Source organism: Streptomyces mexicanus (genome assembly GCF_902506575.1).
Lineage (GTDB): Bacteria > Actinomycetota > Actinomycetes > Streptomycetales > Streptomycetaceae > Streptomyces > Streptomyces mexicanus.
Genome location: NZ_LR732544.1, coordinates 4,065,711 through 4,081,177 on the forward strand (window position 1 = coordinate 4,065,711; position 15,467 = coordinate 4,081,177).

Annotated in this window: 9 protein-coding genes and 2 pseudogenes; 9 read left to right on the forward strand and 2 right to left on the reverse strand. The window is 75.0% G+C overall.

The genetic code is table 11. The features are described 5' to 3' along the window. The first annotated feature begins 4 nt into the window (after window positions 1-4). From GV126_RS18185 to GV126_RS18215, 7 genes and pseudogenes are all read left to right on the forward strand, one after another. Window positions 5-718, forward strand: a complete 714-nt coding sequence (locus GV126_RS18185) for a response regulator transcription factor (RefSeq protein ID WP_159667944.1) — start codon at window positions 5-7, stop codon at window positions 716-718. A 5-nt stretch (window positions 719-723) separates the two neighbouring features. Next, on the forward strand, window positions 724-2,352 hold the full coding sequence (locus GV126_RS18190) for a sensor histidine kinase (protein WP_159667946.1): 1,629 nt from the start codon (window positions 724-726) through the stop codon (window positions 2,350-2,352). A gap of 124 nt (window positions 2,353-2,476) precedes the next feature. Then, a pseudogene (locus GV126_RS37685) lies at window positions 2,477-2,614 on the forward strand (YceI family protein); the annotation flags it as partial. Between the two features lie 266 nt (window positions 2,615-2,880). Then, window positions 2,881-3,708: a molybdate ABC transporter substrate-binding protein gene (modA, locus tag GV126_RS18200; RefSeq protein WP_159667951.1), complete on the forward strand. Its 828-nt coding sequence runs from the start codon at window positions 2,881-2,883 to the stop codon at window positions 3,706-3,708. Further along, a complete protein-coding gene (modB, locus tag GV126_RS18205; protein ID WP_159667953.1) occupies window positions 3,705-4,553 on the forward strand; it encodes a molybdate ABC transporter permease subunit in 849 nt (282 codons plus the stop codon). Before modA ends, modB begins: the two co-directional genes overlap by 4 nt. Then, window positions 4,550-5,689: an ABC transporter ATP-binding protein gene (locus tag GV126_RS18210; protein WP_236570041.1), complete on the forward strand. Its 1,140-nt coding sequence runs from the start codon at window positions 4,550-4,552 to the stop codon at window positions 5,687-5,689. Before modB ends, GV126_RS18210 begins: the two co-directional genes overlap by 4 nt. A 178-nt stretch (window positions 5,690-5,867) precedes the next feature. Next, the gene (locus tag GV126_RS18215) at window positions 5,868-6,326 is read left to right on the forward strand and encodes an SRPBCC family protein (protein WP_159667956.1); all 459 of its coding nucleotides are present in this window, start codon (window positions 5,868-5,870) and stop codon (window positions 6,324-6,326) included. A gap of 173 nt (window positions 6,327-6,499) precedes the next feature. On the opposite strand, the gene GV126_RS18220 is transcribed toward GV126_RS18215, so the two are convergent. Next, entirely contained in the window at window positions 6,500-11,623 is a 5,124-nt protein-coding gene (locus GV126_RS18220) for a DNA repair ATPase (RefSeq protein WP_159667959.1), read from the reverse strand. Window position 11,624: 1 nt separating this feature from the next. Then, window positions 11,625-13,658, reverse strand: coding sequence for a flotillin family protein (locus GV126_RS18225; protein WP_159667961.1), 2,034 nt, complete (start codon window positions 13,656-13,658; stop codon window positions 11,625-11,627). A 337-nt stretch (window positions 13,659-13,995) separates the two neighbouring features. Between GV126_RS18225 and GV126_RS18230 the strand changes: the two genes are divergently transcribed. Together GV126_RS18230 and GV126_RS36550 are read left to right on the forward strand one after the other, a co-directional pair. After that, a complete protein-coding gene (locus GV126_RS18230) occupies window positions 13,996-15,054 on the forward strand; it encodes a PucR family transcriptional regulator (protein WP_159667963.1) in 1,059 nt (352 codons plus the stop codon). 150 nt (window positions 15,055-15,204) lie between these two features. Beyond that, a pseudogene (locus tag GV126_RS36550) lies at window positions 15,205-15,467 on the forward strand (hypothetical protein); the annotation flags it as partial.

The following is a 15,467-nucleotide window of genomic DNA, read 5'->3' on the forward strand; positions in this document are numbered from 1 at the left end:
CGCGTTGCCCGCTCGCATACTCGTCGCCGAGGACGACGTGAAACAGGCGCAACTGATCCGGATCTATCTGGAACGGGAGGGCCACGACGTACAGGTCGTGGCCGACGGGCGCTCCGCGATCGACCGTGCCCGCCGTTCCCGTCCGGACCTGATCGTTCTCGACGTGATGATGCCGGGCGTCGACGGACTCGACGTCTGCCGCATCCTGCGCGCGGACTCGCGCGTGCCGATCCTGCTGCTGACCGCCCGCAGCACCGAGGAGGACCTGCTGCTGGGCCTCGACCTGGGGGCGGACGACTACATGACCAAGCCGTACAGCCCGCGGGAGCTGACCGCGCGGGTGCGGGCGCTGCTGCGCCGGGCGCGGGCCGCCGAGGGCGAGCGGCCACCCGTGCTCACGGTGGGCGACGTGGAGATCGACACCGCGCGCTTCGAGGTCCGGGTGGCCGGGGAGCCGGTGGCGCTCACCGGGAAGGAGTTCGCGATCCTGGCCGTGCTCGCCGGCGAGCCGGGGCGGGCGTTCACCCGGGCGCAGATCATCGACCGGGTCTTCGGGTTCGACCAGGAGGTGCTGGAGCGGACCGTCGACGCGCACGTGATGAACCTGCGCAGGAAGCTCGAACGGGGCCGCCCGGGCAGGCGGTACGTCGAGACCGTGTACGGGCGGGGCTACCGGTTCGCCGCGCTGCCCCCGGCCCCGGCCGGCGGCGGGCGGTGACGCGGGTGAGCTTCCGGCTGCGCGTGCTCGCCCTGCTCGCGCTGATCGCTCTGACCGCCACCGGCGCCACCGCCTGGCTGACGCTGCGCCAGGCCAGCCGGCAGGTGCAGGAGTCGGTGACCGCCGGACGCAAGGACGTCCAGCGGATCACCGACGTGCTGCGGTCCTACGGGTACCAGCACGGCACCTGGGAGGGGGTGGCGCCCACCGTGCGGCGCCTGGCGCAGGACACCGGGCAGCGCATCCGGGTCACCACCGAGACCGACGTGCTCCTGGCCGACTCCGACGCCCTCGCCGGCCGTACGCCGCGCGCGACCGGCGGACAGCCGCCCGTCCTCGTCGATCCCCGGCCCCGGCTGCGTCTGCCCGAGACGCCGGTGAAGCGCGCCCTGGCCAAACGGACGGTGGCCGCCATCGCCGAGTACCGCTCCGCCGTCGCCTACGCCTCCTGCCTGACCCGGGCCGGCGCGAAGGTCGCGGCCCGGCCGGGCGACACGGGCGTCCCCGAGGTCAGCGCCGTGGGCCGGCCCCCGGCGCAGTGCGTCGAGCAGGACCCCGGGACCGACCCCCGGGCCGGGCAGGACGTCACGGCCGTCTCGCGGTGCGACGACGAGCAGCAGCTCGCCACCTGCCTGCAACGGGTCTTCACCGAGCGCACGGCCACGCTCGCGCCCCCGCGGCTTCAGGTCGGGCTCGGGTTCCGCGGCGAGGCACCGGCCGGCCTGGCCGCCGCGCCCACGGTGGCCGTCGCCTCGGGCGTCGCCCTGGTCGCCGTCCTGGGCGCGTTGCTGCTCAGCAGGGCCGTACTGCGGCCGGTACGGGCCCTGACCTCGGCCGCCCGGGACCTCGGCGCGGGAGACCTGGAGCGGCGGGTGCCGGTGTCCGGGCGGGACGAGATCGCCGACCTGGGCCGGGCGTTCAACCGGATGGCCCACTCCCTGGAGGCCGCCGAGGAACGCCAGCGCCGGCTCACCGCCGACATCGCCCACGAGCTGCGCACCCCGCTCGCCAACCTGCGCGGCTACCTGGAGGCCCTGCGCGACGGCGTGGTCGAACCGACCCCCGAACTCCTCGACTCGCTCCACGAGGAGGCGATGCTGCAACAGCGGATCGTCGACGACCTGCAGGACCTGGCACTGGCCGAGGCGGGGGCGCTCACCTACCACCGGGCCCTCGTCGACCTCGGCGAGGTACTGGAGGCCGACCGCACCGCCCACCTCGCCCAGGCGGACGCGGCGGGGGTGACCCTGCGGACCGATGTGCCACAGCCGGTGCACGTCCACGCGGACGCCGACCGGCTCCGGCAGGTGGTGGGCAACCTGGTCGGCAACGCGCTGCGCGCCACTCCGCCCGGCGGGACGGTCACCCTGTCGGCGAACCGGCTGGGCGGCTCGGCGGTGCTCCGGGGGCGGGACACCGGCACGGGGATTCCCGCGGAGCAGCTGCCGCACCTCTTCGACCGGTTCTGGCGCGCGGACGCCGCGCGGGGCCGGACCACGGGAGGCAGCGGTCTGGGCCTGGCGATCGCCCGGCAGATCGTCACCGACCACGGCGGCACCATCGAGGTGGCCAGCAGCCCGGGCGCCGGGACGACGTTCACGGTGACGTTGGCGGCGGCGGAGGGGCCGGGGTGAGCCGGCCGGGGTGAGCCGGCCGACGAGTGCCGCCGGAGCCCGGGCCGGCATCGTCCGCTCGCCGTGCTCGTCCGCCGTGCTCGTCCGTCGCGCTGCCCCTTTTTCACCTCTGACTCCGCCGCCGACCCCCCACCTGCCGATCGAAGACTTCGCCATGAACTACAACCAAGTCCTCCAAGCCGGCATCGCCGCCATCGGCACCACCCTCAAAATCCAACTCGACATCCAAGCCGTCCAAGGAGACACCCTCCCCACCACCTGACCACCGCGTGACCGGCTTGCCTCGGCAACGGCAAGGGCTCCCTCAGCGGACCGTTCCGCGGATCTGCGGAGGAACGCACATACCAGCCTGGCGCGGCGAAGGTACGGCTGATGCGATGCGACAAGAGACTTTTCCCTCGCATGTGCGGCAGTATCATCGGCGCGAGCCGCCGTGAGCCGGTGCGTCGACGTGGTGGTCGGCGGACCCGGACGAGTCCGTGCAGGACCGGATGCGTCCGTTCAGGACCTTGAGGGAGTGGACCCGTCATGACCCGTTCCGCCCGCCGTACCCGCCGGATACTCCGGGCGACCGGCGCGGGCGCCGCCGCGCTGCTGGCCCTGAGCGCCTGCTCGTCGTCCGGTGCGCACTCCTCCGGGACGTCGGACGCCTCGGCGTCGGGTGCCGCCTCGGACAAGGTGTCCGGCGAGGTGACCGTCTTCGCGGCGGCCTCGCTGAAGGAGGGCTTCACCACGCTGGGCAAGGAGTTCGAGAAGGAGCACCCGGGCACGAAGGTCACCTTCAGCTTCGGCGGCAGCGACAGCCTCGCGGCCGGCATCACCGGCGGCGCCCCGGCCGACGTGTTCGCCTCCGCCAGCGCCAAGACGATGAAGACGGTCACCGACCAGGGTGACGCGGTGGGCGCCCCCGTCACCTTCGTGCGCAACCGGCTGGAGATCGCCACCCTGCCGGGCAACCCCGACAGGCTCTCCTCGCTGAAGGACCTCACGCGGTCGGGTCTGAAGGTCGTGCTGTGCGCCAAGACGGTGCCGTGCGGCGCCGCCGCGCAGAAGGCGCTGGACGCCGGCGGCCTGAAGCTCACCCCGGCCTCCTACGAGGAGGACGTCAAGTCGGCCCTGAACAAGGTGGTGCTGAAGGAGGCCGACGCCGCGCTGGTCTACCGCACCGATGTGAAGGCCGCCGGTGGCAAGGTGGAGGGCGTGGAGTTCCCCGAGTCGGCCGAGGCCGTCAACGACTACCCGATCGCCCGGCTGAAGAACGCGAAGAACCCCGCGGCCGCCACGGCGTTCATCGCGCTGGTGCGTTCCGCCGAGGGCCGCAAGGCGCTCGGCGAGGCCGGGTTCCTCAGCCCGTGACCCCGCTCGGCAGGGCCGGTGCCGCAGACCGCCCCCGCACGGGCGGGCCGCGGCGCCGCCGCGTCCGCGGCACCGCCCCGCTGCCCCTGCTGCTGCCCGCGCTCATCGGCCTGGTCTTCCTGGTGCTGCCGCTGCTCGCCCTGCTGCTCAGGGCGCCCTGGCGGAGCATGCCCGACCTGCTGACCAGCAGCGAGGTGTGGCAGGCGCTGCGGCTGTCCCTGGTGTGCGCGACGGCGGCGACCGCGGTGAGCCTGGTGATCGGGGTGCCGCTGGCCTGGCTGCTGGCGCGGGTGGAGTTCCCCGGGCGCGGACTGGTGCGCGCCCTGGTGACCCTGCCGCTGGTGCTGCCGCCCGTGGTGGGCGGTGTGGCGCTGCTGATGGCGCTCGGCCGCAACGGTGTCGTCGGACGGTGGCTGGACTCCTGGTTCGGGATCACGCTGCCGTTCACCACCACCGGGGTCGTGCTGGCCGAGGCGTTCGTGGCGATGCCGTTCCTCGTCATCAGCGTCGAGGGCACGCTGCGCGCCGCCGACCCCCGCTACGAGGAGGCGGCCACCACGCTCGGCGCCTCCCGCTTCACCGCGTTCCGCCGGGTCACGCTGCCGCTCGTCGCGCCCGGGATCGCCGCCGGCGCCGTGCTGGCCTGGGCGCGGGCGCTCGGCGAGTTCGGCGCGACGATCACCTTCGCCGGCAACTTCCCCGGCCGTACGCAGACCATGCCCCTGGCCGTCTACCTCGCCCTGCAGAACGACCCTCAGGCGGCCGTCGCGCTCAGTCTGGTCCTGCTGGCCGTGTCGATCGCGGTGCTGGCGGGGCTGCGGGACCGCTGGATGACCGCCTCATGACCGACGACCGCCGTACGACCGACGACCGCCGCGCGACCGACGACCGCCGCACGACCGGCACCGACACACCCCGGCGGCCCGGCGGCCCCGGCAGCGGCGCGGGGCTGGACGCCCGTCTGGTGGTCGAGCGCGGCTCGTTCCGCCTCGACGTCGCGCTGACCGCCGCGCCCGGGGACGTGGTGGCCCTCCTCGGTCCCAACGGCGCCGGCAAGACGACCGCCCTGCGGGCGCTGGCCGGTCTGGTCCCGCTGTCCGGCGGGCATCTGCGGCTGGACGGCGCGGAGCTGGACCGCACGCCGCCGGAGTCCCGCCCGGTGGGCGTCGTCTTCCAGGACTATCTGCTCTTCCCGCACCTGTCCGCACTGGACAACGTGGCGTTCGGGCCGCGCTGCCGGGGCGTCCGCAAGGCCGAGGCCCGTGCGCAGGCCGCCGTCTGGCTGGACCGCATGGGCCTGGCGGAGCATGCGGCGGCCAAGCCGCGCCGGCTGTCCGGCGGCCAGGCCCAGCGCGTCGCCCTCGCCCGCGCCCTGGCCACCCACCCCCGGCTGCTGCTGCTCGACGAGCCGCTCGCCGCCCTGGACGCCCGGACCCGGCTCGACGTCCGCGCCCAACTGCGCCGCCACCTCGCCGACTTCGAGGCGGTGGCCCTGCTCGTCACGCACGACCCGCTGGACGCCATGGTCCTGGCCGACCGCCTGGTCGTCATGGAGAACGGCCGCGTCGTCCAGGAGGGCACCCCCTCCCACATCGCCCGCCACCCGCGCACCGACTACATCGCCCAGCTGGTCGGCCTCAACCTCTACCGGGGGCGGGCCGAGGGACACACGGTGCGTCTTGAGGACGGACCCGAGATCACCACCACCGAGGACCTCACCGGGCCGGTCTTCGTCGCCTTCCCGCCCGGCGCGGTGACCCTGCACCGGCAGCGCCCCGGTGGCTCCAGCGCCCGCAACGTCTGGCGCTGCGAGGTGGCCGGCCTGGAGACCCACGGCGACCAGATCCGCGCCGACCTCACGGGCGAGTTGCCGCTGGCCGCCGACCTGACCACGGTCGCCGCCGCCGAACTCGACCTGCGCCCCGGGCCCACGGTGTGGGCGACGGTCAAGGCGGCCCAGACGCACGCGTCCCGCGCCTGACCGCCGGTGCGGGCAGCCGGCCCCCGTCCGCCCGCCAACGACCCCGCCGTCGTGCCCGCCCGTCAGGACCCCGCCGTGTGCCCGGCCGGTGCGGCACACCGCCCGTCCCGGCCCTGCCGCGCGCCGGGCGGGGGTGGCAGGCTCGCCGTACCACCGCGCCGTGCCGAGGAGGGCCGAGGTGCCGTCCGCCGAACTGACCCACACCTTCCGGATCGCCGCACCGCCCGCGGAGGTCTTCGCCCACCTGGCCGAGCCGTCGCACTACGTCGGCCTGTCGCCGCTCGTCGTCGCCGTCCGCGACGTGCGCCGCCCCGGCCGGACCGTGCGCTACACGGCCGTGGAGCGCTTCCGGTTCCTGGGCGTCCTCCCGCACGACAACCTCATCGACGTCACGCTCGTCGCCGCCCCGGAGGGCCTGCCGGACTCCGCGGTGGTCTCCGGCGACGTCCGCAGCCCCGCCCGGGTCCGCATGAGCTACCGCTTCGCCCTCGCCCGCGACGGGGCCGGCAGCACCGTCACCGACACCCTGCGCCTGCGCACGCCCCCGGGCCTGCTGCGGTTCGCCGCCGCGCAGGCCCGGGCGGTCCAGCGGACGCGGGCCCGGGTGCTGACGGACCGTCTGGCCCCGCCCGCCTGACGCAGTCCCGCTCACGCGTCGTCGGCCGCGTGCACCCGCCGGCCGTCCACGTACGTGCAGGTGCACCCGGGTGCCGCCGATCTCCTCGGTCGCTCCCGCGCAGGAGTCGCGGTCCAGGACGACGAGGCCGGCGCGGTTGCCGGGACGCAGGGCGCCGGTGTCGTCCACGGGCATCACCCCTCCCCCTCCGCCGGCACCTGCGTCGCCCCCTGCGGCCGTCCGGCCGCGTGCCGGGCGCGGGGTGCGGCGGCTGCGGGGCGCGGGTCGGCGGCGCGGTCGATGGCGGCCTCGACGGCGGCGAGCCGGTCGGCGAGCAGCCCGAGCGCGGCGACGGCCCTGGCGACAGGTTCCTCCCCCGGGCCGCCGAGCGCCCGGGCGCGGACGTGCGCGGCCTTCAGCTCGCTCCAGCGCCGGGCCTGCTCGGGGGTGAGCGTGCCGCGCAGCTCGGCCAGTTTCAGCAGGTTCGCCTCGGCCTGGCCGGTCAGGGTCTGCGCCTCGGCGGTGAAGTGGTCGTCGATGACCGCGGCCAGCTCGGCGTCGTTCATGACGGGCCGGATCCGCTGGGCGATCCGGTTCAGGGTGCGGTAGGACCCCTGGAGGCGGAACGGCGGTTCGGTGCGCGTGGCGTCGGACTGCGCGGCGGAGGCGATGTAGGCGGCGTTGACCGCCAGCACCGTCTCGCGCGCGGTGATCAGGTGGCGCAGGACGGCCACGATGCGCTCGGTCTCGGCGGGCGCGTAGGGGTGCGTGAGCCGGTCCGCGCGTGCCGTGGGGTCGCCCTCGGCGAGGCGGACGAACAGGTCCAGGTCCGCCCGGTCCCGGCCGGCGAGCGGGGCGAGCACCGGGTGGGAGGTGAGCGCGTTCTCCAGGAAGCTGTACGCGAAGACGTCCTCCTTGCCGGTGAGGACGTCGCCGAGGTTCCACACGTCCGCGCGGTTGGCCAGCATGTCGGGCACCTGGAAGCGGGCCCCGGACTCGGTGGAGGGGTTGCCGGCCATGCACACGGCGAACCGTTTGCCGCGCAGGTCGAAGGTGCGCGGCCGGCCGTCCCACACGCCCTCGATGCGGCGGGTGGCGTCGCACAACGGGATGAACTTCTGCAGCAGTTCGGGCGAAGTGTGCTGGATGTCGTCCAGGTACAGCAGGGTGTTGGTGCCTGCCGCCAGCGCGAAGTTGATCTTCTCGATCTCCTGGCGGGCGGTGGCGTCGCGGGCCTCGGCGGGGTCGAGCGAGGTGACGTCCTGCCCGAGGGCCGGGCCGCTGACCTTCACCAGCATCAGGCCGAGGCGGTCGGCGACGTACTCCATCAGCGTCGTCTTGCCGTAGCCGGGCGGGGACAGCAGGAGCAGCAGGCCGCCGGTGTCGGTGCGCCGGGCGGCGTCGGCGGTGCCCAGTTGCCGGGCGAGGCTGTCGCCGACGAGCGGCAGGTAGACCTCGTCGATGAGCCGGTTGCGGACGAAGGCGGCCATGGGGCGCGGGCGGTGGTCGTCCAGGCGCAGCCGGGCCCGTTCGGCCGTGAGCAGGGCGGTCCGGCGGCGCTGGTGGGCGCGCAGGGCGGGCACCTCGCGCTCGGCGAACCGCCGTGTGCGGGCCAGGAACTCGTCGATCCGCAGCGTGAGGGTGCCGTCGGTGAGGCGGGGGTGCGCGCCGAGGAGCCCCTCGGCGACGGCCGTCGTCCGGGCGTCGGACGTGTAGCGGACGAGGTCGGGGCACAGCTCGGCGACGACCGCCTCGGCGAGGTCCCCGGCGGTCGGGCCCGCCGCGGTGTCGGGGCCGAGGTCCGTGTCCGGGCCCGGGTCGCGGTCCGTGCGGGTGCTCGGGCGGGTGTTCGTTCCGGCGGCGGCGTACGCCGACAGCCAGGCCCCGGCCAGCCGGGCGCGCGCGGCGAGGGCGCCGACGGCGGCCAGGTCGTCGGCGTACGCCGCACCGGCCGGCGCGCGGCGGAACTCGTCCAGCAGTGTGCGGGTGGCGCGGGACAGCACGAAGCCGTCGGGGCCACTCGTCAGTTCCTCGAAGAGGTAGGCGGCGGCCTCGGGGCAGCACTCGGCGGCCCACGGGGCGACGGCGCCCAGCCGCTCCCAGCCGGTGATCGCCGACGCCAGTTCCCGTTGCAGCTCGGCGATCGCCGGGAGGGGACCGAAGGTGTCGCGGGCCCGGGCGAGGGAGGCCGCGCGCAGGCTCCAGTCGGTGCGCTGCCCGGCCGTGGTGCCGTGCGCCCAGAACAGCTGGGCGGCGGCGCGGGCGGCCGGCTCGTGCCGCAGGGTGCCCGCCTGCTCGTACAGCGGCAGCAGCGCGGTGAGGATCACGGTGGCGTCGTGGTCGTGGACGCCGCGCTCGTGGCCCTCGTCGTACGCCTCCTGGGCCGCCCGCCGGACCAGATCCGGCAGGTCGGCCGCGGCGAGGGCGGCCGGGCCGTGCTCCCTGAGCAGGCGGGCGGCCAGGTGCTCGGCGCGGTAGACCTCGCCGGACTCCGACGGCAGGGCACGCTCCCCGTACGAGCGGGCCGCCAGGATCTCCGGGTCGGTGACCGGCGCGCGGTAGTCGGTGCCGGTCAGCGCGATGGCGAGGCCGTCGCCGTCCGGGACGAGCGCGAGGTCGAGGGGCTGGGTGGTGACGGTGAAGCGGTGGGTGCCCAGGCGCAGGGTGCGGCCGCCGTCGGCGTACAGCTCGGTACGGTCGCGCAGAGCCCGGGCGGCCTCCTGGCGGGCGGACTCCAGGCGGCCGTCCAGTTCTTCGGCGCGTACGGTGTCGCCGAGTGCCCGCAGCTCCTCGGCGCTGCGGCGCACCCGGGCGACCAGGGGGTCGGAGGCGAAGTAGGTGCTGACGGCGTCGGCGTCCGCCAGTGCGGACGCGCGGCGGGTGACCGTCCGAAGGACGCGGTCGGCGGCCGCCGCCAGCTGCTCGGCGCGGCGGGCCCGGGCGTCGAGCAGGGTCTGCTTGCGGGCGGCGAACGCCTCGTGGGTCTCGGTGCGCCGGCCGGCCAGTTCGGTGAGGAAGTCGTCGAACTCCGCGAAGCGGGACTCCAGGGTCTCCAGCCGGGCCAGCGTCGCCGACAGCTGCTCGTCGCAGGCGTCGGGGCTGTCGGCGGCGGCGAGGGCCGCCGTGACCGTCTGGGTGAGCAGGGCCAGTTCGGCGGCGAACTCGGCGCGCCCCTCGTGCGCGCGCAGGGCGCGGCGGCGCGCGTCGAGGACGGCGCGGGCCCGGTTGACCCCGCCGAGCACCTCCGAGACGCGTTCCAGGACGGCCGTGCGCTCGGTGGCGTCCCCGGTGTCGAGACCGGCGACGACCTCGGTGACGGTCCTCAGTCCCTCGGCGAGGGCGTCGGCGCGGGCCGCCACCGGTGCCGCCTCGGCGGCCGTGGCGATCGCCCCGGCGTCGGCGACGAGCCGCTCGACGTCCGCGTGGTGTTCGGCGAAGGCGTCCTCGCGGGCCAGGTGTGTCACCGCGCGCTGCCCGAAGGCCGCGAGGTCCGCCTCCGCCTCGGCGGCCAGGGCGTCGATGCGGGCGGTGTCCGCGTACCGCATCTCCTTCAGGGTCAGCAGGTGTCCCTGCGCCTGCCGCAGCGCGGTCAGGCCGCTCACCCAGGCGGCGGCGGTCCGCGGTGCCCGGCCGCGCAGCCGGCGCACCACCGCCGCGAGCCGGTCGGCGGCCTCGTCGAGGGCGTCGGCGGCCCGCCGGGTCAGCAGGCGTACGGTGCGGAACTCCTCCAGTACCTGCTCGGCGGTGGCGCGCACGGCCCGCAGCGGGGTGAGCAGGTCGCCCAGGCCCGCATCGCCCAGCCAGTGGTGGGTGTCGGCCGCCCGCACGCAGGCGGCGACCAGCTCCTGGTACATCTGAGTCGTCGCGGTGGTCCGGGCGACGGTGCGGCCGACGGCCAGGCAGTCCGCGATGCCCCGGACGAGGTCGGCGTTGCCGATCCGGGCCAGCGGGCCGCTGCCGCCCGCGGCGGCGGCGTGGGTGTCGGAGACGTACGGCGACGACCACGTCTGCAGCGCGTGGACGCGGGCCGGCTCCTCGCCCCCGTCCCGCAGCACCAGCAGGGTCCCGTCGTCGAAGCACGTCCAGCCCCGGCAGGTCAGCGGGGCGGTGAACTCCTGGCGGATGGTGTTGTACGACAGCAGCAGGCCGCGTCCCTCGGCGCGGGCGCGGAAGGTGTACAGGACGTCCTCGCCGTAGGGCGAGCGCACCGCGCGCTCGCACTCCAGGCCCGCGGTGTCCACGTCGAAGACCTTGTGCGCGCCGGTGGCGAGGCAGTAGCCGCCGGGGAAGACGACGCCCTGCTCGTCGGGCAGGCGCCGGCAGCCCCGGCCGATGCCGTCGAGGCGGACCACCGTCCCGGTGAGGGTGTTGAACACCAGGTGCCGGTCGGTGTCCTCCTTGTAGGGGCGCACCCGCAGCAGGATCAGCGCGCCCACCCGCGCGTGCGCGACGGCCGCGTCGGCGAGGGCCTGCAGCGGCTCGTCCACCGGCTCGCGGTACAGCTCCTCGCCCGCCGCGGTGCGCACTGTCAGCGAGCCCCCGACGGTCGTGACGCGCAGGTGCCCCTGCACGAGGATGTGCGCCTCGGCGCCCGGCACGTGGTCCTCGCGGGTCGCCCGCGTCCACGGGAAGTCGTGGGCGGGCGGCAGGACGTGGTCCTTCTCGCCGCGTGCGTCCAGGAACGTTGCCCGCCCGTTCGCGGTCAGCGTCCAGCGCAGCACACGGATGTCGTCCGCCGTGTCACCGGTGCGGAAGACGGCCAGCAGCCGGTCTTCGGCGCGCGTCAGCCGCAGCAGGCGGGCCTGGCGGTAGTAGCGGTGCAGGTCCGCGAACTCCCGCTGGAATGCGGGGTCGTCGAGCAGTCCGGGGACGGCGTCGGCGGACAGCCGGTTCAGGTCGCGGTCGTACAGGGCGAGGACGTCGGCGACCTGTTCGACGGGCCCGGTGGCGGTGCAGCCGAACAGCAGGCGGTCGCCGACCGCGACGACGTCCCGGGGCACGCTCGGCTGGTCGGTGCGCAGCCGCGCGGTGCCGGTGAGGTCGAACCGGGTGGCGCCGAACTCCGCGACGCGGCGGGCGTCGAGGGCTTCGGCGGCCCGGGCCAGCTCGGCGGCCTGCGCGGTGAGCCGGTCGCGCAGCACCTCGTAGGTGCCGGCGTCGACGGCGTCGTACGGGACGGGACCGAACGACGCGGAGTCCCGCGACGCCGACCCGTGCGGCGCGGGGCCGGAGCCCACGGCCCCGTGGGAGGCGGAGCCGTGGGAGGCGGGGTCGCGCGGCGCGGGGCCGGTCGACGACGTCTTCAGGGCCGTCGCCATGTCAGGCCCTGCCCGTGCCGTTCAGGGCGGTGAGCGGGGTGTCGGCCAGGCCCAGTTCGCCGGCGCGGTCCAGGAGCCGCTGCAGCTGCCCGGTGTCGGGGCCGCCCGCCTTCATCAGCTTCATCAGCAGCGCGGACACCGTGAGGTTCTGCACGTCGGCGGTGGTGACCGAACCGAGGATCCGGCCCAGGTCGTCGGTGAAGCGCGAGGAGCCGTCCAGCCACGGCCCGGCCAGGGCCCGGGCCGTCTCGGAGTGCTGGACGAACCCGTCGACGCCCTTGCCGAGCGCGATCGAGGACATCAGCCGGTCGAAGAAGACCGACTCGCCGCCGACGATGTCGATGTCGGCGTTCTCCAGCCCGGTCGCCAGGACGGTGGCCTGCGCCTCGGCCACCTGGCGCTGCGCGTCCAGCCCGGCGAGGCGGATCTCCTTCTCCGCCTGCAGCCGCAGCCGGTACTCCTCGTGCTCGCGGGAGGCGTCGTCCAGGGCGGCCATCGCCGCCGCCTTCTCGGTCAGGCCCGCCGCCTCGGCCTTCAGCTTCTCCCCGATGGCCGTGGCCTCCGCCAGGGCCTTGGCCCGCACCCCCTCGGCCTCGGCGCGCAGCCGGGCCTGGGTCGCCTCCGCCTCGGCACGGCCCGCCTTCTCGATGACGTCCGCCTCCTTGTCGCGGACCTGGACCGCCGCCAGCCCCTCGGCCGCGGCCTCGGCCTGAACCGCCTCCGCCAGGCGCAGCTTGGCCTTCGCGTCGAGGTCGGCGGTCTTCAACCGGGCCTCGGCGAGGGTCAGTTCCTCGGCGGCACGGTGGGCGGCGGCCTGCTCCGCGGCCTCGGCGGCCTTGATGTCCTTGACCAGCTTCTCCTGCGCCGCGGCCTCGGCGGCGATGACGACGGCCTGCCGCTCCCGCTCGGCCTGCTCGACCGCGCGCAGCTTCTTGATGGACTCCTCCTGCTCGGCGACCGTGCGGTCCACCGCGACCCGCTCGCGGACGACCTCGGCGATCTGCCGCTTCTCCGCCTCGACCTCCTTCTCCGCGGCGATCTTCGTCAGTTGCGTCTCCCGCTCGCGGGCGATGACCTCCAGCAGCCGGTCCTTCTCGATGCGTTCGTTCTCCACGGCGATGACCCGCTCGCGGTTCTTCGCGGCGACGGCGACCTCGCGGGCCTGGTTCTCGCGCTGGATGCCGAGCTGTTCCTCGGTGCGCAGGAACGCGGTCTGCGCGCGCAGCCGCTCCTCCTCCACCACCCGCGCGGTCTCGGCCTCCTCGCGGGCCCGGGAGGTCTCGATCTCCCGTCGCTGCTTGATCTCGGCGTCGGCCTGCCGCCGCTCCAGCTCCAGGATGGCCTCGCGCGCGTCGACGTTCTGCCGGGTGATCTCCTTCTCCTCCGTGCGCTGCGCCTCGTTGGTGCGCACGTGCTCCACGGCCGTCAGTTCGGTGATCTTGCGGATGCCCTGGGCGTCGAGGACGTTGGCCGGGTCGAGCTGGTTGACCGGCGTCTGCTCCAGGTAGTCGATCGCCGCGTCCTCCAGGTGGTAGCCGTTGAGGTCGACGCCGATGACCTCGATGATCCGGTACCGCAGCTCCTCGCGCTTGGTGTACAGGTCGGTGAAGTCCATCTGCTTGCCGACGGTCTTCAGCGCCTCGGAGAACTTCGCGTGGAACAGCTCCCGCAGCGTGTCCTGGTGGCTGGCGCGTTCGGTGCCCACGGACTGGGCGACCTTGATGACGTCCTCCACGGTCTTGTTGACCTTGACGAAGAACGAGATGCGGATGTCCGCGCGGATGTTGTCCTTGCAGATCAGGCCGTCCTTGCCGACCCGGGTGATCTCGATGGCCTTCACCGAGATGTCCATCACCTCGGCCTTGTGCAGCACCGGCAGCACGATCTGGCCGGTGAAGGTCACGTCGACCCTGCGCATCTTCGACACGATCAGCGCCTTGCCCTGCTCCACCTTCCGGAACAACCGGGAGACGACGAGCAGCACGGCGACGACGACCAGCAGGAGGGCGGCGGCGAGCACGCCGAACACAGTCATGGCACACGTCCTTGTGGCAGGCGGGACAGGCGGAGAAAGAGCCGGGAGAACGGTCCCGAGGGGCGGGCCGGCTGTGCACGGCCCGGTCCCGCCCGGCTCCCGTACGGCCGCGCCCGCCCCCCGTACGGGCACGGCCGACGTCCGCATCCGGTCCGGTCCGGTGCCGGAAACCTGCCGGTGTCCGGCACCGGAGCCGTCCGTGGTGCTCCCCCGGCGCCATGCTGCCCGACCGACGCATGCCGGCGCATTGCCGGTTTCCGGCAATGTTCACTAGGGTCTGCGTGCCGGTGAGCCGTCAGGAAGGCGTCAACGGCGCGTCAGGGCAGGGGGGAACGACGTGACGGAACGGGACATTCCCGAGCAGTATCTGGCGGGGTACGCCCGCATCCTGAGCGACGTCGCCGCCACCGGGCGGCGCCTGACCCGCCAGGAACTCGACTCCCGGCGCGCCCTCGGCGAACAGGCCGCCGAGGCCGGATACGGGCTGCGCGCCCTGGTCGGCGCCCCCCCCGCCGCGGCCCGCGCCGTCTGGCCGGCCTCCCCCGGCCTGGCCGACGGCGCGCTGGCCGCCCTCCACCAGGCCGTCGACGCCTTCGCCGAGGGCTACGAGCGCGCCCAGCGCCTGGCCGTACGCCAGGAGGAGGCCGCACGGCGGGAGTTCATCGACGACCTCCTCTACGGCCGCAGCGACCTGGGCCGGCTCGCCGAGCGCGCCGAACGCTTCGGCCTGAGGCTGTCCCACGCCCACGCCGTCGCCGTCGCCCAGGGCCCCACTCCCTACACCGAGGGCGACGCCGTACCGCGCCGGGTGGAGCAGGCCCTGCTGGCCCGCTTCGGCAACCGCGACGTGCTGCTCACCACCAAGGACGGCCGCCTGCTGTGCATCGCGCCCGGTCACGAGGAGGAGGTGCTGCCCTGCTTCGCCCAGCAGGCCCACGCCGCCGCCGACGGCAGCCGTGTCGCCCTCGGCCGCCCGCGGCCCGGCCCCGGCGGGGTGGTCCAGTCCTACGAAGAGGCCCTCAACGCCCTGGAGATGGCCGAACGCCTCGGCCTGGACGACCCCGTCCTGCACGCGGGGGACCTGCTGGTCTCCCCGGTCCTGGCCCGCGCCCGCCAGGCCATGGCCGACCTGGTCCAGGCCACCCTCGGCCCGCTCACCACCGCCCGCGGCGGCGCCCAGCCCCTGCTGGACACCCTCACCGCCTACTTCGACGCCGGCTGCGTGGCCACCGAGGCGGCCCGCCGGCTGTCCCTGAGCGTGCGCGCCCTGACCTACCGCCTGGCGCGCATCCACCACCTCACCGGCGCCGACCCCTCCGACCCGGCCCACCGCTACAAGCTGCAGACCGCCACGATCGGCGCCCGCCTGCTGGACTGGCCGGCGAAGGAGCTGTGAGCCGGGCCGCCCGGACGGCGGCAGGTCCACCCGGGCGGCCTCACGACATCACACCGCCAACCCGCCCGACATGCCGGTCATGTGCCCTGTCGTTACGTTCGTCGCAGGTCGGTCGCCCGGACCGACGTCCGTGCGACAGAGGGAAGAGACATGCGCACCCGTACCGTTGCTGTGGCCACCGCCGGAGTGGGCGCGGTGGTCCTCGCCGCCGCCGGCCTCACCTACGCCTCGACCACCGAGGACACACCGGCGGCCCCGTCCGCCCACCGGTCGATCGTCCACCGGCCCGCGCGCGGGGCGGGCGCGGCCCAGCCCCCCGCACCCGTCCCTCCTACACATCTTTCGCTCCCGCCCACCCCTCCACTGACTACGCTCGGGGGTGGCCGCTCCTTCGAGAGAAACGCCACTCATGT

Coding starts and splice junctions, on each gene's coding strand:
- GV126_RS18210 (WP_236570041.1), top strand. CDS start 4,550: ATGACCGACGACCGCCGTACGACCGACGACCGCCGCGCGACCGACGAC.
- GV126_RS18220 (WP_159667959.1), bottom strand. CDS start 11,623: ATGGCGACGGCCCTGAAGACGTCGTCGACCGGCCCCGCGCCGCGCGAC.
- GV126_RS18225 (WP_159667961.1), bottom strand. CDS start 13,658: ATGACTGTGTTCGGCGTGCTCGCCGCCGCCCTCCTGCTGGTCGTCGTC.
- modA (WP_159667951.1), top strand. CDS start 2,881: ATGACCCGTTCCGCCCGCCGTACCCGCCGGATACTCCGGGCGACCGGC.